This is a genomic window from Deefgea sp. CFH1-16 (genome assembly GCF_016881365.1).
In the GTDB taxonomy this organism is placed as follows: domain Bacteria; phylum Pseudomonadota; class Gammaproteobacteria; order Burkholderiales; family Chitinibacteraceae; genus Deefgea.
In genome coordinates this window covers 971,511-991,431 of sequence record NZ_WLYT01000001.1, presented here as the reverse complement: position 1 = coordinate 991,431, position 19,921 = coordinate 971,511, and the positions used below count along the sequence as shown (strand labels likewise).

The 19,921-nt window shown below is 48.7% G+C and carries 15 protein-coding genes, 1 tRNA gene and 4 pseudogenes; 12 read left to right on the top strand and 8 right to left on the bottom strand.

The annotated features are described in order from the left end of the window. The first annotated feature begins 20 nt into the window (after positions 1-20). From GKO28_RS22670 to GKO28_RS05250, 7 genes and pseudogenes are all read left to right on the top strand, one after another. Positions 21-1,168 (top strand): annotated as a pseudogene (locus GKO28_RS22670) (glycerate kinase). A gap of 244 nt (positions 1,169-1,412) precedes the next feature. Further along, positions 1,413-2,198, top strand: coding sequence for an enoyl-ACP reductase FabI (fabI, locus tag GKO28_RS05275; RefSeq protein ID WP_182075590.1), 786 nt, complete (start codon positions 1,413-1,415; stop codon positions 2,196-2,198). 20 nt (positions 2,199-2,218) lie between these two features. Continuing rightward, a pseudogene (locus GKO28_RS19335) lies at positions 2,219-4,485 on the top strand (DUF3141 domain-containing protein). A gap of 97 nt (positions 4,486-4,582) precedes the next feature. Beyond that, positions 4,583-4,777: a hypothetical protein gene (locus GKO28_RS19330; RefSeq protein WP_247646388.1), complete on the top strand. Its 195-nt coding sequence runs from the start codon at positions 4,583-4,585 to the stop codon at positions 4,775-4,777. A gap of 2 nt (positions 4,778-4,779) precedes the next feature. After that, positions 4,780-5,559, top strand: coding sequence for a phosphate acetyltransferase (locus tag GKO28_RS05260; RefSeq protein ID WP_307839081.1), 780 nt, complete (start codon positions 4,780-4,782; stop codon positions 5,557-5,559). Continuing rightward, positions 5,556-5,783 carry a hypothetical protein gene (locus tag GKO28_RS05255; protein WP_203563931.1) on the top strand — a complete coding sequence of 76 codons (228 nt, stop codon included), beginning with the start codon at positions 5,556-5,558 and terminating at the stop codon, positions 5,781-5,783. Before GKO28_RS05260 ends, GKO28_RS05255 begins: the two co-directional genes overlap by 4 nt. After that, positions 5,740-6,765: an acetate/propionate family kinase gene (locus GKO28_RS05250; protein WP_203563930.1), complete on the top strand. Its 1,026-nt coding sequence runs from the start codon at positions 5,740-5,742 to the stop codon at positions 6,763-6,765. The genes GKO28_RS05255 and GKO28_RS05250 overlap by 44 nt, the downstream gene beginning before the upstream one ends. A 101-nt stretch (positions 6,766-6,866) precedes the next feature. Here the strand turns inward: GKO28_RS05250 and GKO28_RS05245 are convergent, their stop codons facing one another. Beyond that, positions 6,867-7,331, bottom strand: a complete 465-nt coding sequence (locus GKO28_RS05245; protein ID WP_182075587.1) for a hypothetical protein — start codon at positions 7,329-7,331, stop codon at positions 6,867-6,869. A 71-nt stretch (positions 7,332-7,402) separates the two neighbouring features. Here GKO28_RS05245 and GKO28_RS05240 point away from each other — a divergent pair, with 71 nt between their 5' ends. Together GKO28_RS05240 and GKO28_RS05235 are read left to right on the top strand one after the other, a co-directional pair. After that, the gene (locus GKO28_RS05240) at positions 7,403-7,618 is read left to right on the top strand and encodes a hypothetical protein (RefSeq protein ID WP_182075586.1); all 216 of its coding nucleotides are present in this window, start codon (positions 7,403-7,405) and stop codon (positions 7,616-7,618) included. 165 nt (positions 7,619-7,783) lie between these two features. Beyond that, positions 7,784-9,358: a methyl-accepting chemotaxis protein gene (locus GKO28_RS05235; RefSeq protein WP_282099390.1), complete on the top strand. Its 1,575-nt coding sequence runs from the start codon at positions 7,784-7,786 to the stop codon at positions 9,356-9,358. A gap of 67 nt (positions 9,359-9,425) precedes the next feature. Here GKO28_RS05235 and GKO28_RS05230 read toward each other — a convergent pair. Next, positions 9,426-9,515: transfer RNA gene (locus GKO28_RS05230), tRNA-Ser, on the bottom strand. A 413-nt stretch (positions 9,516-9,928) separates the two neighbouring features. Here GKO28_RS05230 and mltF point away from each other — a divergent pair. From mltF to nagZ, 3 genes and pseudogenes are all read left to right on the top strand, one after another. After that, positions 9,929-11,386 carry a membrane-bound lytic murein transglycosylase MltF gene (gene mltF, locus GKO28_RS05225; protein WP_182075584.1) on the top strand — a complete coding sequence of 486 codons (1,458 nt, stop codon included), beginning with the start codon at positions 9,929-9,931 and terminating at the stop codon, positions 11,384-11,386. Positions 11,387-11,518: 132 nt separating this feature from the next. Next, positions 11,519-12,909 (top strand): annotated as a pseudogene (gltX, locus tag GKO28_RS05220) (glutamate--tRNA ligase). Positions 12,910-13,014: 105 nt separating this feature from the next. Further along, entirely contained in the window at positions 13,015-14,613 is a 1,599-nt protein-coding gene (gene nagZ, locus GKO28_RS05215) for a beta-N-acetylhexosaminidase (RefSeq protein ID WP_182075583.1), read from the top strand. 137 nt (positions 14,614-14,750) lie between these two features. Here nagZ and GKO28_RS05210 read toward each other — a convergent pair whose 3' ends face one another. The 6 genes and pseudogenes from GKO28_RS05210 to GKO28_RS05190 all read right to left on the bottom strand — a co-directional run bounded on the left by GKO28_RS05210 (position 14,751) and on the right by GKO28_RS05190 (position 19,646). Beyond that, on the bottom strand, positions 14,751-14,960 hold the full coding sequence (locus GKO28_RS05210; protein ID WP_182075582.1) for a chitobiase/beta-hexosaminidase C-terminal domain-containing protein: 210 nt from the start codon (positions 14,958-14,960) through the stop codon (positions 14,751-14,753). Between the two features lie 32 nt (positions 14,961-14,992). Continuing rightward, the gene (locus GKO28_RS21170; protein ID WP_182075581.1) at positions 14,993-15,793 is read right to left on the bottom strand and encodes a family 20 glycosylhydrolase; all 801 of its coding nucleotides are present in this window, start codon (positions 15,791-15,793) and stop codon (positions 14,993-14,995) included. Next, positions 15,738-16,082, bottom strand: a complete 345-nt coding sequence (locus GKO28_RS21165) for a family 20 glycosylhydrolase (protein WP_307838951.1) — start codon at positions 16,080-16,082, stop codon at positions 15,738-15,740. The genes GKO28_RS21170 and GKO28_RS21165 overlap by 56 nt, the downstream gene beginning before the upstream one ends. Before the next feature lie 26 nt (positions 16,083-16,108). Continuing rightward, complete coding sequence (locus tag GKO28_RS21160; RefSeq protein ID WP_282099389.1) at positions 16,109-16,432, bottom strand: family 20 glycosylhydrolase; 324 nt, start codon at positions 16,430-16,432, stop codon at positions 16,109-16,111. Then, a pseudogene (locus GKO28_RS21155) lies at positions 16,427-17,391 on the bottom strand (carbohydate-binding domain-containing protein); the annotation flags it as partial. The pseudogene GKO28_RS21155 and the gene GKO28_RS21160, both read right to left, overlap by 6 nt. 617 nt (positions 17,392-18,008) lie before the next feature. After that, positions 18,009-19,646 carry a methyl-accepting chemotaxis protein gene (locus GKO28_RS05190; protein ID WP_182075579.1) on the bottom strand — a complete coding sequence of 546 codons (1,638 nt, stop codon included), beginning with the start codon at positions 19,644-19,646 and terminating at the stop codon, positions 18,009-18,011. Positions 19,647-19,921 lie beyond the last annotated feature (275 nt).

Sequence of the window (19,921 nt, the reverse complement as noted above, 5' to 3'; positions counted from 1 at the left end):
GGCGCGGTGGAGAAATTGAAATGCGTAAAATTGTCATTGCCCCAGATTCATTTAAAGAAACACTGAGCGCCCAAACGGTAGCGCACATTATTGCCCAAGCTTTTCGCTCGCAATTGCCCGATGTTGAGTTGGTAGAAATTCCGGTTGCCGACGGCGGCGAGGGGACGTTGGACGCGCTGATTGATTCATCTAACGGCAGCCGTCATCAATGCACGGTGCACGGTCCTTTGGGTGAGCCGGTGAATGCCACTTGGGGTTTGATGGGGGGATGGCATCACCGCCGTGATTGAAATGGCCGCCGCCAGTGGTTTGGCTTTGGTGCCTGCCGCGCAGCGAAATCCTTTAATTACTTCGAGCGAAGGTACCGGACAATTAATTCGTGCCGCGTTAGATGCCGGCGCTCGGCGCTTTATTTTGGCCATTGGTGGCTCGGCGACCAATGACGGCGGTGCCGGTATGATGCGCGCTTTGGGTGCCCAATTTTTAAATGAACAAGGCCAAGCCCTGCCTGCGGGCGGCGCAAGTTTGGCGCATTTGGCAACGATTGATTTAAGTTTGCTCGATCCGCGTTTGGCAGAATGTCAGTTTGAAGTCGCGTGCGATGTGGATAATCCATTAACCGGCGACAATGGCGCATCCAGTATTTTTGGCCCGCAAAAAGGCGCAACCCCTGAAATGGTGCAGACCTTGGACGCGGCATTGGCGCGGTTTGCTCAGGTGATTCGTCAGCAAATCGGCCGTGATGTCGAGATGACTGCCGGTGCGGGCGCTGCGGGTGGTATGGGCGCGGCGGCTTTGGCGTTTTTCAATAGCCAATTGCGGCGTGGGATTGATATTGTGCTCGACGCCGCTAAATTGGCTGATCAGTTGCAAGACGCTGATTTAGTGATTACTGGCGAAGGCCGTTTGGATGGGCAAACGATTTTTTGGTAAAACGCCAATTGGCGTGGCGCAACTGGCCAAGCAATTTAATCTACCGGTGATTGCTATTGGCGGTTGTCTGCGTGAAGACGTGGATATTGTGCATGAATACGGCATTGATGCGGTGTTTGATTGCGTGCATAAAGCCATGCCGCTAGAAGAAGCCCTTGCAGGCGCGAGTGATAATTTGTATCGCGTGGCGCGCAATGTGGCGGCGATTATCGCGATGCAACACCGATTGCTTTAATTCACTACGCCACGTGTTAGCGTGCGTTGCTTGCAAAAAAAATACCGCCAAATATGGCGGTATTTTTTTGCCTGAGGCGAGAGGTTGGCGCATTTAAATCGACTTTATTGTTGCGGCGCATCAATTAATATGCCCGATATTTTCTTTTGGTGTTATTTGTTAGAAATTTTGGCGTAATATGTTTGAGGGTAAAATCGCCGCTGCGATCAATGTGTGATGATGATTCAACTAGACGGAAAACCAGATGAAGACGATAGAAAACCCGACACCTATTTTGGCTGGCTATAAGGCGCTGGTGGTAGGGGTCGCTAACGAAGACTCGATTGCTTATGGTTGCGCGCAGGCTTTTCGCGCCGTTGGCGCTGATGTGGCGATTACTTATTTAAATGACAAAGCCAAACCGCATGTTGAGCCACTGGCGCAAGCCCTTGGCGCTTCAATTTTTGCACCATTGGATGTGTCTAAACCCGGTGAATTAGAAGCGTTGTTTGCGCGGATCGAAAAAGAATGGGGCAAGATCGATATCTTGGTGCATTCGATTGCGTCGGCCAAAAAAGAAGACATCCAAGGCGGTCTGCTCGATTGCTCGGCCGATGGCTTTGCATTGGCAATGGATATTTCGGTGCATTCTTTGATTCGCATGGCCAAATTGACTGCGCCTTTGATGACTGATGGCGGCACCATTTTTGCGATGACTTACCACGGCGCATGCAAAGTTGTGCCCAACTATAACGTGATGGGCCCAGTAAAAGCCGCGCTGGAGGCGTCGTGTCGTTATCTGGCGTATGAATTGGGCCCCAAGGGGATTCGAGTGCACTCGATCTCACCGGGGCCACTCAAAACCCGCGCGGCTTCTGGACTAAAAGACTTTGATTTACTGCTCAATGCGGCGGCAGAGCGCGCACCAGTGGGCGAGTTAGTTGACATTATGGATGTCGGTTATACCTGCGCTTATCTGGCAACACCCTATGCACGCCGCCTGACTGGCGAGACGATTTATGTCGATGGTGGCGTCAATATCATGGCTTGAGCAGGGACTCGCCCAGTTTAATGCATCGTGATCAGTCGAAAATTCAATCATTGTGGAGTAGTGAGATGTCGAAAGTGGCTAGTCAGAGTTCCCGTCGTCGTGCGGCCAGCAGCGTGACCCAGCCTGCGGCGCCCGCGCCGCAGTTGCCATGCGCGCAAAATCCTTGGTTTGAATATTGGCTGGATGCGATGCAGCGCACGGTGTTGTTTGCTGATTTACTGCGCCAGCGTAGTGAACAAAATGAAGCGCAAAAAAACAAGGCCGTGCCACATGTGCTGAGTTTTGACGCTGAATTAGTGTTGGATGCGCGCACTTTTGCCACGGCAGTGAATTATTTATTGGTCCGTGTTAAGCCCACTGCGGCGCAGGTCATCGACCCCAAAAAACGCCCTTTTGTGGTGGTCGATCCTCGGGCGGGCCATGGCCCGGGCATCGGTGGTTTTAAAGCTGATAGTGAAATTGGTGTGGCCATGGCGGCAGGGCATCCTTGTTATTTTGTTGGCTTTACGCCCGACCCGATGCCCGGCCAAACGATAGAAGACATCCTGCATGCTGAGGCAAAATTTCTTGAAAAAGTCATTGAGCTACATCCTGATGCCGAAGGAAAACCGTGCATTATTGGCAATTGCCAAGCGGGCTGGGCAGTGATGATGTTGGCGGCGACGCGACCTGAATTATGTGGCCCAGTGATTGTGCCTGGCGCGCCGTTGTCGTACTGGGCGGGCGTTGAGGGTGAAAATCCAATGCGCTATACCGGCGGCTTGAGCGGTGGTAGTTGGATCACCGCACTCACTAGCGATTTAGGTCATGGTATTTTTGATGGCGGAAATTTGGTTAAGAATTTTGAAAACCTCAATCCAGCCAATACCCTGTGGGGCAAAAATTACGAGATTTGGTCCGATATCGACCATGGCGGCGCACGTTTTCTGGCGTTTGAAAAATGGTGGGGCGCGCATGTCAATTTAAATAGCGAAGAAATTCAATGGATTGTTGATCAACTGTTTATCGGCAATCGGCTCTCAAGCGGGCAGATTGAGACGCAAGCGGGCGAGCGAATTGATTTACGCAATATTCGCTCGCCGATTATTTGTTTTTGCTCGAAAGGCGACAACATTACCCCGCCACAGCAGGCGCTGGGCTGGATTAGCGATATCTACGCCAGTGATGACGAGCTGCGGCTGTGTGGGCAAACCATTGTGTATGCGGTGCACGATCATGTGGGGCATTTAGGTATTTTTGTCTCAGGCAGCGTGGCGAAAAAAGAGCATCAAGAGTTTGCCAGCAATATTGATCTGATCGATGTCTTGCCGCCGGGATTGTACGAGGCGGTACTGACGCCCAAAACCGCCGAGGTGGTTAATCCAGAATGGGTTGAAGGCGACTGGATTGTACGTTTTGAGCCGCGCACTTTGGCCGATATTCGCCAGATTGTTCAGCCCAATCTGGATGACGCATTACGCTTTGCCACGGTGGCGCGAGTGTCCGAAATCAATTTAGAAGGGTATCGACGTTGGGTCCAACCTTGATTAGGCTGGCGGTTAATACCCCGTTGAATCAATATTTAAAATCATGTTTTGCGGCGCTGGCGCCGGCTTCAGTTTTTTCAAATCAAAATCCAATGATGTCGATGTTGCCGCAATGCGCGGAGTGGGTTCGCCAGCATCGTCAGCCGGTGGCTGCGGATAATCCATTTTTAAAATGGCAAAATCTGTTTTCAGAACAGATGATGAGCGCACTCAATTTATACCGAGATCAGCGTGATCGCGCGATGGAGCAGTTGTTTATCTCAATTTATGGCTCGCCGATATTGCAGCAGATGCTCGGAATCACCGAGGCGTCTTGTCCTGCGATCTCAGATATCTCGCCAGAGCGCCAAGCTTTTATTCAGCAGCGCATCGCTCACTTTAACGCCAATATGGCCGAAGGCGGTTTGCGTGAAGCGGTGATTCGCGCCTTGCTATATATCGGCATGGCGGGGGACGGCGTGGATGAGCGGGCATTTAATGCTTTGCGCTTAATTCGTTCGCAAAATGAGGCGCTGCCATTGAGTGAATTTAAGCAAAAGCTGCGTGAACAGTATTTTTCATTGCGCTTAGATCAAGATCGCGCTTTGGCGACGATGGTCGACATGTTGCCTGCGGATTTAGCCAAAAGGCAGGCCGCATTGGATGTGATTCGGCGCATTGTACAGGCCACTGGTGAGATGAGCGCGGCGGCAACGGCGCGCTTACATGAAATTGAAACGCTATTTGTGGCTCAGAGAACGCCGGTTCATTCACTGCAATAATTGATGGCTTCTCCGGCGATTTTGGCCTTGCTTTGGGCCAATATCCGCAGCAAGGCAGCGAGTAAACCCAATATCAATCGACCCTAGAGGCAACAATATGGCGCATGAAAAATATCAAAATCTGATCGCACGCAGTCAGGCGCTCAGCCCAGTGGCCACGGCGGTGGTTCATCCTTGCGATGAAAGCTCATTGCGCGGCGCGGTTGAAGCGGCTGAAGCAGGGATTTTGCTGCCGATTTTAGTTGGCCCAAGGGGCAAGATTGAGGCGGTTGCCGCTGAGTTTTTAAATTAGATATTTCTGGGTTTACGCTGGTTGACGCTGCGCATAGCCAAGCCGCCGCCGAAACGGCTGTTCAATTAGTGCATCAAGGTAAGGCCAGAATGCTGATGAAAGGCAGCTTGCATACCGATGAGCTAATGGCGGCGGTGGTGCGTACTGCAACGGGTTTGCGCACCGCAAGGCGAATTAGCCATGCATTTATTATGGATGTGCCGAGTTTAGATCGCGCCATCATCATTACCGATGCCGCGATTAATATTTTGCCTACGCTCAAAGACAAAGTGGACATCGTACAAAACGCCATCGATTTGGCGCATGCCTTGGGATTTGGTACCCCCAAAGTGGCGATTTTATCGGCAATGGAAACCGTTAACCCTGATATTCCTTCAACGGTTGAAGCTGCGGCGCTGTGCAAAATGGCCGACCGCCAGCAAATCACCGGCGGGATTTTAGATGGGCCATTGGCGCTCGACAATGCCATCAATCTACAGGCGGCACAAATCAAAAAGATCGACTCTCCGGTGGCCGGCATGGCCGATATTTTGGTGGCGCCAGATTTGGAATCGGGCAATATGCTGGCCAAAAGCTTGACCTTTATGGCAGGGGCTGACGCCGCTGGCATTGTACTTGGCGCGCGCGTGCCGATTATTTTGACTAGCCGAGCCGATTCTGTAATGACGCGCTTGGCCTCTTGCGCGGTGGCTGCCTTGGTGGCGGAATCGCAGCGGCTCAGCTTAAAGCAAGCGCTGGCCGAATCGCCACGCGTCAACGTAAAGCAAGCGGTGGCGGTATGAGCGAGGCCATTTTAGTTTTGAATGCGGGCTCTTCCAGCCTTAAATTCTCGCTATTTTTGCTTCAAGAAGATGCGCTCAATGCGGGCTTAACCGGCCAACTTGAGCGGCTGTATACCGCGCCGCGATTTAAAGTGAAAGATGCGCTAGGGGCGTTGATCGGTGAAAAACAATGGCTTGAAGGTGAGTCACTCGGCCATGAAGGCGCTCTGGCGTTTTTTGGCTGAATTTTTGCGTGAGCAATTGGGCACGCACCATTTAGTGGCGGTTGGGCATCGGGTGGTACATGGCGGAATGCGCTATACCGCGCCCGTGGCGCTCAATGCAGCGATTGTGCAAGATTTAAGTTGCCTCACGGCGCTGGCACCATTGCATCAGCCGCATAATCTCAAGCCGATCTCGATCTTACTCAAGCAGCGTGCTGATTTACTGCAGGTGGCTTGTTTTGATACGGCGTTTCATTGCACCCAAGCTGCTGTAGAACAAACCTTTGCGCTTCCGCAGCAGATCACTGAGTTGGGTGTGCGGCGCTATGGTTTTCATGGTTTGTCTTATGAATATATTACGACCGTGTTGCCACAATACGCTGCGCAGGCACGCCGAGTGGTGGTGCTGCATTTAGGCAATGGCGCCAGTATGTGTGCGATTCAAGATGGAAAAAGCGTGGCCAGTTCTATGGGTTTTACCGCCGTTGATGGCCTGCCGATGGGAACGCGCTGCGGTAATTTAGATCCCGGTGTGGTGCTGTATTTGATTGATGAATTAAAAATGGACGTGCGCGCAATCGAAAAACTGCTGTATCAACAATCGGGTTTATTGGGCGTTTCTGGCGTATCAAGTGATATGCGCACCTTGCTCGATTCGGATGAACCACAGGCCAAGTTTGCGGTGGATTTATTTGTGTATCGGATCGCCCGCGAGTTGGGCGCGCTGGCCGCAACCATGGGCGGCGTCGATGCCTTGGTTTTACCCGCTGGCATTGGCGAGCATGCGCCGCTGATTCGGCAGCGTGTTTGCCAAGCGGCGGCGTGGCTGGGGCTTGATTTGGATGAGGCCGCCAATCAAGCTGGCGCTGCATGCATTAGCCGCGCAGACAGCGCGGTGAGCGCATGGCTGATTCCAACGCATGAAGAATGGATGATTGCCCAACACACTCGGCAGATTTTACAGCGCACTCGCGCCAATGCCGCATCGGCGCTGATTCACTGAGTTTATTCCCATGATTGCGGCGCAATAGTTTGCTCAATTGTGGGTCAATGATTTGCCATTGATTCGCCAATTGCGCAATCACCCGATTTCTTTGCATTTTTTTAAAAGCTGCTTGGTATTTGCGAGGCGCTAATGGCTGGGCTTGCGGTTTGTTCGGCGAGCCAAAGCCGGTATTTGGTCTCATAAAATTGCTGCCGACCTTCGGCAATCCCCAGCAATAACAATCGATCTAAACGCGCCAAATCTTCCCAACCCAGTGCCGCAATACTGACTTGCTGTTGCCGCTGCAATTGTCGCTCTAACACTTCCGGTAGTGACTTCACCGGATCGAGCACCAATTCTTCAATCATGGCGCGCATTGCAGCGGGCGAGCGCTGTAGTTTTTCAAATGTCGGCATAATGCTGGCGCGATCAATTTGCCCCCAAGTAATCCCCGCATAGTTGTCGCTCATGGCGCTGGATTTGCCGATGTTTTGCGTTAGCTGCTTATACGGATTGAGTAAGTGATCCAGATAGCCAGCGCCCATCTCGGGGAGTGTGAGGCAGGCACTATGCTGGACCAGCAAGCTTGGATACGCGGCGTGGTGTCGTTGCTGGTAGGCGAAAATGATTTTGATGTACTGACCACGAGGTCATATTGCAAAAAATGGCGCTTGCCGCCAGCGCGCGGTGCCAGCAAGGTGATGCAGTCAGTCAGTCAGTCAGTCAGTCAGTTAGTCAGTCAGCCAGCTCGTTTCCCAAAGTTGAAATAGCATTGCAGCCAGCGATTGGCGCGGATAGTGCCATGGTGTTGAATTGGAAGTTTTTATGCGTAAGTGAAATTGTTGCCATTATTTTTTATGTAAGAAATTGAAAAATAAATTGCAGCTTGTAACTGACTAATATATTTACTAAACAGTAATCAGACTTGGCCGAATCAATCATTTTTGATGGCTGCTTGACGGGTTTAAGAATGGCTAACTATGGATGGGTAAAACTCAATGAGCCTCTTGCGTAAATATTCAATCAGTAGTAACGACTGATCATTGGTTTTTTGATCTGTGCTTCATTGACATTGAGCTTAGGATGCATGGCCATTTGGTTTGCCAGATCGATGCACGCTCAATCCGTAAATATGTACGATAACCAGCTTACGCCGATTATGGACCTAGCTAATGCCAATATGGCTGCGATTTACCATCATCGGGCCTTGTATGCCTACGCTGTGGAGCCTGATGAAAAAAAGATGGAAACAATCTTGGCTTCAATATCGAGCTATGAGGCCAATTATAAAAAGCTACTTGATAAATATCGTGCCACCTCGTTAACTCAAACAGAAATTGATTTACTAAAAAAAGTAGATACGCTTTGGCCCGAATATATTAAAACCACGGCACCGGCAATGGCTGCCGGCAAAGCAAATAATATCCAATTAGCATCAGAGCTTTTATCGAATCAAGTTATCGCAGCATTTCAGCCATTAGACGATGCATTGAGTGAATTAGTTATCCTTAATAAGAAATTAGCCGATGATGCACTGCGTGAAAGCAACGATGCTTATTGGACTTCTATTATTATTTGTATTTTGGTTTCACTGCTGGCAATAGCAATTAGCATGGTGATGGGATCAAAAATCTCTGCCAGTATTAATCAGCCATTAGACGATTTAAAAAATGAATTAGCGACTATTGGTACCGGAAATCTATCTGGGCAAATTGTAATTACCGGACAAGATGAACTCAGCATTATGCAGAAAACATTACAGCATATGCAAAAAGAGTTGTCTGGAACGATTACCTTAATTGCTCGAGAAAGTAATGAATTACTGAGCATGAGTAGTGCATTAGCAACTGCGGCTGAACAGGTTGCGCATAGTTCACAATTACAATCTGAATCTGCTGCATCTTCTGCCACCGGGGTTGAAGAGTTAAGCAGTAGCATTGATTGTGTTTTGCAAAATGCAACTATGGCTAATCAGCAAGCTGGCGAAGCTGGCGTATTGGCTAATTCTGGAGGGCATGAGGTGGCAGAATCGGCTGATTTAATGCGTGAAGTTTTGGTGGACGTTAATTTAAAATTATTGGATTTGGAAAAAAATTCAGTACAAATTGGCAATATTGCAGTCATCATTAAAGATGTCGCCGATCAAACCAATCTATTGGCATTAAATGCCGCGATCGAAGCGGCTCGTGCTGGTGAGCAAGGCCGTGGTTTTGCGGTGGTTGCCGACGAAGTACGTAAATTAGCTGAACGCACCACTCAATCAGCGATGGAAATTACTCGAATGATTACCGGTATCCATAATACAGCAAATAGTGGGGGTACAAATCAATCCGAGCGCGTGGCTCATGCATCTGAGCAAACACATAAGGTGATGGAGCAAATTAAAGATGGCTCGAATAAAGTACAAACCGCCGTCAATAGTATTTCAGCCGCGATTGCACAGCAAAAAGCAGTGAGCCAAGATCTAGCCCACAATGTCGAGAAAATCGCACAAATGGCTGAAGAAAATAATGCAGCGGTGCAGGAAGTCGCAACCTCATCGAGCTCTTTAATGCTGTTGGCTAATAATTTAAAACAAGCAATTAGCCGTTTTAAACTCGCGAACGCTTAATCGATCAATTTTTTTGTATAAATGCAAAAAGCCCTGATTTTTAATCTGGGCTTTTTGATCTTGGGCTTGGAGGAGAGAGGGGGATTCGAACCCCCGATAGTATCGCTACTACGCCTGATTTCGAGTCAGGTACATTCAACCACTCTGCCACCTCTCCAACAAGAGGGCGCAGTTTACGCCGTGTGGCCCAATTTGCCAAGTTGGGCATTTTTTTTGCGCGAAGTTCGCGTTTAAAATGGCTTAATGTTGCACTGCAAATTTTGTAGCTTTTAATCGAGGTAAAAATCAGTGGCCGGCGAAAAACGCCAGCTGATTTTTGGCTTGGCTCGCTGTTTTTTGGCTGTCGATCGGTGGCGATTGAGGGCCAAAAGCGAAAAAAAGTGTCGTGATTTACTGATTGATGATGGTGAGGACTTTTTTTTTTTTACTGATCGCGTGTATTGGCGCTGCTTGGCGGTGTTTTTTCTTGGCGCTGGCTTGCAGGTACATTTCACAGATGTGCTTGAATAATTTGTTGTTTTTCAAATTTCTTGGCACAATGCGTTCAACTTAACGATCAACAGGCTAGGCATGAAGAGATTCTTAACTGCGCTCTCAGCGTGTTTACTTTTGGGCTGTGGCAACCTTTCGTCAACAGCACAACGTGTATTACCATGGGCGGAGTCAAAAGAATTGACCGTGCTGGTACAAAATGGTCCAACCACTTTATACGTGGATGCCGAAGGGCGTTATGCGGGGATTGAATACGATTTAGTCACCCGTTTTGCCGAGGCACATGGCTTAAAAGTTCGCTTTATTATGGCCGCGACGTATGGCGAAGTGGTGCAGCGTTTAAAGCGTAAAGAAGCGCATATGGCCGTCGGTGTGCACCGTGATATTGATGGTGAGGGCTTGGTGTTTGGCCCGGGTTATCAAACGGTGAAGCCGGTTCTGGTTTATCCCGCAGCGCGCAATGAAAGCAATGTTTTGCGTCAGATCGAACAAGGCCAAGGCACGCTCAGTACCTTGCCGCAATACACCGCTTCACTGCAGCAACATAAAGTTAAGTTTCCAAATTTGCTCTGGAATACCGTTGATCAAGTTGATAACGAAGATTTGATTGAATTGGTCGCGTCCGGCAAACTCGATTACGCCGTGGTGGATTCGCATGCGGCCGAAATTGCACAAAATTATTATCCCAATGTAGCGATCTCCAAGTCTTTTGGCGAAAGTGCACAGCAATTATCGTGGGCCATGATGGAAGGGGATAGTCAACTATCAACCATGGTGTCGACGTTTTTCCGTCAGGCGATGGCCGATGGCTCATTAGGCCGTTTGCAAGACCGTTATTATGGCCATATCAATCGAGTTGATCCGGTGGATGCGCTGACTTATCTCGGGCGCATCAAATCAACTTTACCGAAATTTAAAGCGACCTTTTTAAAAGCTGAAGCTGAAACCGGCATTGATTGGCGCTTATTGGCGGCTTTGGCTTACCAAGAATCGCATTGGGACAACGCCTCAATCTCGCCAACGGGTGTTCGCGGCATTATGATGCTGACCAACGACACGGCGTCTTTGCTCGGCGTCAATCGGCTAGATCCACAAGAGAGCATCTTAGGCGGCGCGCGTTATGTGCAACTGATGCGTAAAGGTATTCCTGAGCGTGTGCCAGAGCCAGATCGCACTTGGCAAGCCTTGGCCGCTTATAATATTGGCTTGGGCCATGTTGAAGATGCGCGCACTTTGGCACAACGTTTAGATAAAAATCCTGATAGCTGGACTGATCTAAAAGGCGTTTTACCTTTGTTGCGCAAAGCCGAACATTTTAGTACCTTAAAATACGGTTATGCGCGCGGCGGAGCACCGGTGATTTATGTTGAAAGACTGAAAACCTATTACGATATTTTGGTGCGTTTTGAGCAGCCGAGCAAAATCACTGCGCCAGAATTCTCGACTACGGTGATGGTCGACAATCCGGGCAATCTGACATTAGACATCAATAGCAAGCTCAGTCAGGCTAAACCACGCCAAGTTGCAGCCTTATAATTCAGCGTATATTTCCGCATTAATTTCAAAATAATTCAGTCCGCCGTATAGCTTTTGAAAGAGAGCTTTGGGGCTGTATTACTGCGCATTTCCGGTACAATAGTATTTTTGCTTTTCGCCGGATCTGCGCCCATGAAAGTTCGCACTCGTTTTGCCCCTTCTCCAACTGGCCTGTTACACATTGGCGGTGTTCGCACTGCGCTGTTTTCTTGGGCTTTTGCCAAAAAACACGGTGGCCAATTTGTTTTGCGGATTGAAGACACCGATCTAGAACGCTCAACGCCAGAATCGGTTGCCGCCATTATGGATGGCATGCATTGGGTGGGTTTGGACTACGACGAAGGCCCGTTTTACCAAATGCAAAGAATGGATCGCTACAAAACCGTGATCCAGCATTTACTCGATTCAGGTCATGCTTATTACTGTTATTGCAGTAAAGAAGAGCTCGACGCGCAACGTACAGAAGCCGAAAGCCGGGGTGAAAAACCCCGTTACAACCGCGCTTGGCGACCAGAGACTGGCAAGACCTTGCCAGCGATTCCGAGTGATATCACCCCCGTGGTGCGGTTTAAAACCCCAATAGGCGGCTCCGTGGTGTGGTACGACCAAGTGAAAGGTCGGATTGAAATCAGCCATGATGAACTGGATGATTTGATCTTGGCGCGCCCTGATGGCACGCCAACGTATAATTTTTGCGTAGTGGTTGACGATTGGGATATGCAAATTACCCACGTTATTCGCGGTGACGATCATGTAAACAACACTCCACGGCAAATTGTGATTTACCAAGCGCGCTTGACGCCACGGTGCCTTTGTTTGCTCATTTACCGATGATTCATAACGATCAGGGCGTTAAATTGTCTAAGCGCCGCGATGCGGTGTCGGTGGTTGATTACGATAAGCAAGGTATTTTGCCAGAAGCGCTGCTCAATTATTTGGCGCGCTTGGGTTGGGGTCATGGCGACGATGAGATTTTCTCGTTAGAGCAATTCGTTGAATGGTTCGATTTAAAAGACGTCAGCGGCAGCCCAAGCCGGATGGACCGCGATAAATTGCTGTGGACCAATGCGCAATACATCAAAGCGGCCGATCCAGCGCAACTCGCGGCGCGCGTTGCTGGCTTTTTGGCCGATAAAGGTGTGTCAACGGAAGGCGGCCCAGCGCTCGCTGAGGTGTGCGCTTTGCTGAAAGATCGTTGCCAAACCTTAGTTGAAATGGCCGATCAAGCTGAATATTTCTATCGTGCTTTAACGCCAACACAAGAAATCGCCGATAAGCACCTCACGCCAGATGATGAAGAACGCTTGAAGTTATTCGCCGAAGCCGCTGCTGCGCTTGAAACATGGGATGCGGCAAGTTTGGGCACGTTGATTAAAGAGTTTGTGAAGCAACAAGGCGTAAAAATGCCGCAAGTGGGCATGCCAATTCGCGCCAAAGTCTGCGGCATCACCAATACCCCATCGGTGGACGCAGTATTGGCCTTGATCGGTCGCGAAGAAGTATTGCGCCGCTTAGTGGCTTAAACCCGCAATGATTTGCTAACTGAGTGTCAAAAGGCCAAGCCCATCTTGGCCTTTTTTTTTGCTGATTGAACAATCGCCATGGGCCGATTGCCAAAGGATGTTTGGATGTCTATTGCTGTTTCGCATGCTCAATTACCGGAGCAAATCGGCCAATTGCTGATGGTCGGTTTTGATGGTTTTGTGGTGAATCCAGAGATTGAAAGTCTGATTCGCCAGCAGCGCATCGGTGGGGTGATTTTGTTTCGCCGCAATATCGATACGCCAGCGCAAGTTGCGGCGCTATGCCAGCAATTGCAAATGATTAATGCAGAGGTTAGCGATTTGCCGTTATTGATTGGGATTGATCAAGAAGGCGGTATGGTGATGCGCATCGAAGAAGGCGTGACCCCGATGCCTTCGGCGATGGCCTACGCTCGCGAAGCAACTAGCCCAGCCCAGCAAGCCAATGCGATAGAGGCCTGCCAAGCTTTGCATCAAATAGCCGCCGATGAATTACGGCAAATGGGCATCAATATTAATTTTGCCCCTTGCTTAGACATAAATAATAACCGCGCTAATCCGGTGATTGGCATTCGCTCTTTTGGTGAAGACGCCGCAACGGTCACGCAATATGGCCTAGCGGCGCTGCGCGGCATTCATGCCGCAGGCATTGCGGCAACCGCCAAGCATTTTCCCGGCCACGGCGACACCGCCACCGATTCACATTACGCCTTACCGCTAGTGGCGCATGATTTAGCGCGCTTAAATGCGGTAGAACTGCTGCCATTTAAGGCGGCGATTGCCGCAGGCGTGGATGCCGTGATGACGGCGCATGTGGTGTTTGCTGCCATCGAACCCGATACCAGTTTGCCGGCGACTTTATCGCGCAAAGTGCTCACAGGTTTGCTACGGCAACAATTGGGCTTTGGCGGATTGATTATTACCGACTGCCTTGAAATGGATGCGATTGCAGCGCGCCCACGGGTCCGCGATTGCCCCGGCGCTGCCGGTACCGTACAAGGTGCAGTACAAGCGATTGCGGCCGGGGCCGATATCGCTTTGGTTTCGCATACTTATTCACGGCAAGTGGCGGCCGTCGAGGCTTTACTTGAGGCCGTAGAATCTGGGTATATCAATGTAGAACATATACAGCAAAGCCTAGATCGAATTACCCTGCTTAAACAATCCAAGGCAATGACGCAATGGCGTAATCTAGTGCAGCCGCCAGCCCATTTGCAAGCGCCCGCCGCGATGGCCTTGGCGCAGCAAGTGCAAACGCAAGCGATTGAAATGCACGGTTTACCGCTGGACCAGCACGCTGCAACCTTACTGGTCACGGTTGAATTAATGCAACGCACCGAGATTGACGAAGTTGCTCTGGGCGCTTCGCGCAGCGCGCGCGGGACTTTATTGCCCTTGCTGCAAGCAGCGGGTGTTGCTGTCAGTGAAATGATTATTTCCCCGCAGGTGAACGATAGCGAATGGGCGCAAGTGATCGCCGCACAAGCAAGCGCACCGCAAGTGATTTTTCAAAGCTATAACGCCACTCGCTTTGCGCGGCAAAGTGAATTAATCCGCCAGATTGCGGCCGATAAATTACTGCTGATTGCCGGACGTAACCCGTATGACCTTGAACTCGCCCCACAAGCCAAAACCCGCATCGCCGCTTGCAGCAATCGCCCAGCCGTATTGGCGCTGATGGCGAAAAAATTATTGCGCGGCTAGCAATAAAAGTACGGGAGTCAAAGTAGGGGGGGGCAATGTAGGGGGGAATAAACGCAGTGCATTCCACCAGATCGCGGAGACGATTTTTTACGGCACGAAAAAAAACGCCCTGGCGGGCGTTTTGTTTTGATTACGGTTTATTGCACTTTAGACACTTGACCAAAACGTGGGTTTTTCTGATCAAAGTTGCTGGTTCTCACCCAAACGCTGCCAGTGACTGCTGGTTTTTTATTGGCATCGTAAACCAGCCATTGCTCACCATCGGTTGAATACTGAATTTGCACATTTGGAATTTCAGTATTGGCATTTAACACGCCATTAATGATTTTAGCGCCGACTTTGGGCAAACGATATTGAATTTGATGCGCATCGAGTTTTTCTAAACCACGCGCGCGCCAACGGCATTAACGAAATGATTGTAATCATTTTCTAATGCTTGTTTATTCACATGTTTGCTTTCGCTCGAATAAACCGTGTTGGCTTTAAAGTTCTCCCAGCTTGGTTTATTCCAAGCGCGTTCGGCAATGGCAAAGATGCGTGGATACATCATATATTCAGCTTGCGCATCGGTTCTTTGCGTTTCTGACCATAAATGACCCGAGATCCCTTTGATGCTTGGTGCGGTGGCCGGTGAAGTAATACTCATTGCCTTGCCATCGCGATCTACGCTGGTTTCAGCATTTTGCGCTAAATTGCCCGGTGCAAAAGAGAAAATCTTTTTCAATGGGTTAGCACGCGCTGCCCAGTAATAACCGCGCTCAGCAGGGTCGATTTCATTAGGCATATCGAGGTATAAATAATCTGGATTGGATAAAACAATATCAAATCCTTTTTGACTAAATTGAGAAACAACCTCAGTGCCGCCCCAGAATAAAGTATCCCAAACGTTAACGGTTGGTTTCACCGTCATTTCGCTGGCACTCTTTAAATGCGACAAACCATCTTGCCAGCTTTGGAATGAATTAATTTTGTGTGGCACGAGCTCTTTATTAATCTCTTTGCCAAACCACGTGGTTAATTCATCAAATGAGCCGACAGTGCCGTTTTTAACCAAAGCTTGGCACGCAGGTGATTTCTCATAAGGGAAGTTTTGTGCTTTTTTATCAATAATACCTTGGCCCGGTTTAGCCTCTGCTGCGCTGGCATAACCACCGCCAAGCATAATGTTTTTTCGCTTCATCACCACCGTAATGCCAAGTGCTTAATTGCAGACCGGCTTCGGTATACATGGCATTAACTTCAGCAATGACTTTTTTCGCAAAGTCTTTTGATGACGGCAGGCAGACATTCATAAAGCCTTTCTTGTCATAAAACTGAACGGTGGTTACTTGCGAAGTGTCGCTTGGATCTAATAAACGATATTGCTCGGCCGCTTTTTTATTGCCAGCTTTCATTAGATTATTGTAGCGCGCTTCCATTGAAACCACGGCGGCGCGTGAGTGGCCTGGCATGTCGATTTCTGGAATCACTTCAATATTGCGCGCTTTAGCGTATTTTAAGATTTCAATAAAATCAGCGCGAGTATAAAAAAACCATCGGATTTTTGTGGCTCAGTACCATGGCCCAATTGCGGCAATAATTGAGTTTGTTCATTGCTTGAATTCAAGCCGCGCTGTGCGCCAACGCTGGTCAATTCATCCAAGCCATTGATTTGTAAACGCCAGCCTTCATCATCACTTAAATGCAAATGCAGTTTGTTTAATTTTAATTGGCTCATTTGGTCAATTAAACTTAATACATGCTGTTTGGATTTAAAGTTACGGGCGGTATCGAGCATCATGCCACGGTATTCGTAGCGTGGCGCATCATTGACCACCATCTCAGAGAGATTATCTTTCGATTGAATATCAATCAGTGAGAGTAATGAATTAAAACCATTCATTGCGCCAGCAGCATCAAAACCATGAATCTGGGCGACGCCATCTTTAATGATTAAGGTGTAGCCGCCGTCTTTTTTCGCTGCAGCCAATTGGATTTGTTTTGGATCAATCGCAATATTCACCAGCAAAGCTTGGTCTTTATTTTTAGCGAGGAGTTTATATTTTTTGAGTGCTTGGGCAAAAACGTCTTTGCTCTCGGGCGCGACTTGATTTAAGAACAAACCATGTTGGATTGAAACGCTATTTGCTTTAGTGATTTTTTGTTCAATCGGCGCTGGAATAATTCGATCTTTAGCGGCAGCTTCATCGATTTTTGCGGTGTAAACGTCATAGCGTTTTAGGCTATCTAAAATCAGATTTTGATCTGAGCTAGCACGCTTGCCTTGGGCGGTGGTCAGCGGAGTTGCAAATTGGGTGACGTCTTCGGTATCGGTGTTTTTGATGGTTTTGGTTTGGCCATTGGCGCTCACCATCCAGCGTGGGAAGGTATCAAAATCACTAACGTGCCAATATTCACTGATTAAATTAATTTGGATGCTTTTGCCAGCAGCAATCCCTGCAAATTTATCGGTTGGCGTTAAACGGTTTAAATCACCGGTGATGTGTTCAATTTTAATTGATCGCCAACCACACTTAAAATTCTTCTTGGTGAAGGAATAATAATTGAGAAATCTTTGTCGTTTAATGTTTTGCCGGTATTGCTCAATGTAATGGTAGAGCGGTAGCAAGTGGCCCAATCAGCGCCAAGTTGCTGACAGGTATTTTCAGCTTCTGCACCTTTAATTTCTACATGCACTTGCAATTGTTTGGCTAAAGTTTCTGCGCTAGGGCTGGCAACGGACAAACCTGAAAATAAAGCGCCGACGAGTACTGAAATTATTTTTACTTGAGGTTGCATATCGATTCCATTTAAAACTAATTAATAAAATTCTGATGACGCAAGCAACAAACCAGGGACAACGAAAGTAATTAAAATATCGTAGTAAGCCTTGGCTTATTGAGTTGAATTCATTGAATTTTTATTATTTTTTTTGTGTGTGAATCTTCATTGTAATGTCGCTTTGGCAAAAATTAACAGCCATCGCTCGATGGTGATAATTGCCTAGTCAATTAATGGTTTTTACGATATGCGCGATGTAATGCGTGGGAATTGAGTGATTTGTAATTAAATGCGGATGATTAACTAGACAAACTTTGTTGTTCATCAATAAGGTTAACTTGTTCTTATTTATTTGATAGTCTGTCTCGTTATAAAACTGCAAATTGATATTTTTATATATTTTAAATAATGTGGCATCAATGAAGTTAATGCTGAAAATTATCTATATGGGATAATTGAAGTGAATTAATTCAATTAAATACGATAGTAGTAGGCTGGCATTACGCAGGGAATGATTCGTCGAACCGCCCGTGACACAGCGCGTTGTAGGTCTAATTGAGGGTTTTGCGGTTGGAGTGTATTTTTCTGGCCTCGCCGATCGGGTTGATGCGGCGAGGCGTGTGGTCGTTTTGGCGTTAGAGTTTAAATTGTTGCACCGCTTGGCTGAGCCGGCTTGAGAGGTTTTGCAAATCTTTGGCCGCATGGGCATTCGATTGCACGTCCAGCGCGCTGGCCTCGGCCATTTGCGCGATTTGCTCGACACTGCGGGCAATCTCGGTGGTAGCCACGCTTTGCTCGCGAATTGCGCTGCTAATATTGTCGACCACTTCGCGAACTTGCTCGGCACCTTGGCGAATCTCATCAATGGCCACGCCAGCTTCATTGGCAAAAGAAACGCCGGTATTGGCTTGCTCTACGCCACTTTCCATTTGCGTGATGGCTTGGCGAGTACCGCTTTGAATTTGGCCCACCATCTTGGCAATTTCGACGGTGGATTGACTGGTGCGCTCGGCCAATTTACGTACTTCATCGGCCACCACGGCAAAACCACGGCCTTGCTCGCCAGCGCGTGCCGCTTCAATGGCGGCATTGAGCGCCAATAAATTAGTCTGATCGGCAATGTCTTTAATGGTACTGACAATCGATGAGATTTCTTGCGATTGTCGGCCGAGTTCTTCGATTTTGCTCGATGAATCTTTGACCAAATTGGCGATTTTATGCACTTCACTGGTGGCGCTATGGATCACTTGTACGCCGCGTGTCGATTGTTGGCCCGCTTGGCGCGCCAGCTCGCTGGCTTCGTCGGTATTGGCGGTGACATGGTCGATGGAGACTGACATTTCTTCTACAGCCGCCGCCATTGACGCCGCTGATTCGCTTTGTTGTTGGGCGCGCAGCGCCACCTCGCTCGAGTTTTGTCCTAAATGCTTGGCGGCACTGTCGATCTGCGCGGCGCTGGCGTGCACTTCACCAATCACGCTGCGTAGCGCTTGCTGCATCTCGCGCATTGCGGCGATTAAGCTGGTTTGATCCCGAGGGTCGCAGTGAATTGCTTGTTGTAATTGCCCTTGTGCCACATTGCGCGCTAGATCCACCGCCACCTGTGGCTCGCCGCCGAGTAAGCGAAATAGATAAGCCCCCAGTGCCCATAAAACATAGCAAATCAGTGCCAAACTAATCAGGCTGATGGGCAATAAGATTTGGAGCACCGAGATGAAATGTTGGTTAATGTCATCTAAATAGATTCCAGTACCAATCACCCAACCCCAAGGCTGAAAGCCGGTGACGTAGGAAATTTTATCCACCGGTGTATCGCTACCGGCTTTGGGCCATTGGTATTCAACAAAGCCAGCGCCTTGGCTGCGAACCACATTGGCCATTTCAACAAAGAGTGCTTTGCCATTAGGGTCTTTGCTATTGCTGAGGTTTTTGCCATCGAGCTCGGGTTTGAGCGGATGCATCAGCATGGTGGGGGTGGTGTCGTTGATCCAGAAATATTCTTTGCCATCGTAACGAATCGCTTTCACGGCCAGCAATGCGGCCGCTTGTGCGCTGGCCTGATCCATTTTGCCTTGGCGACTGAGCGCCTCATAATGCGCCACAATCGATTGCGCTGACTCGGCAAGATTACGGACTTTGTCTTTACGATCATCCAGCATTTCGCCGCGTAATTGCAGCAGCATCATACAGACCAGCAAAATCAAAGTAATGACGGTGACTGCTGCGGCAAAGAGTAAGCGCGCGCGTAGTGAGAAAGGCGTACCTTGAGCCATGGTGTTATCCCCTGTAACTATATTATTGTTTTCTGATGTTTTGGCTATTGTGCGGATATGTGCTTGAGCTTGCAATTTCTTACGATCAACTGTTGCGCTATGCGGGAAAACACGAGGGTTACATGTAAATGATGTCGTCGGCATATTCTCGGCTATCCCGCGAGGATGCTACGAATGAAATTACCAGCTTGGATGTGACCCTATGCTAGGGTATAGCCTGCTATGCCAATATTTAATTAGCTTACTGATAAATACCCTAATTTTATGTCGAGTAT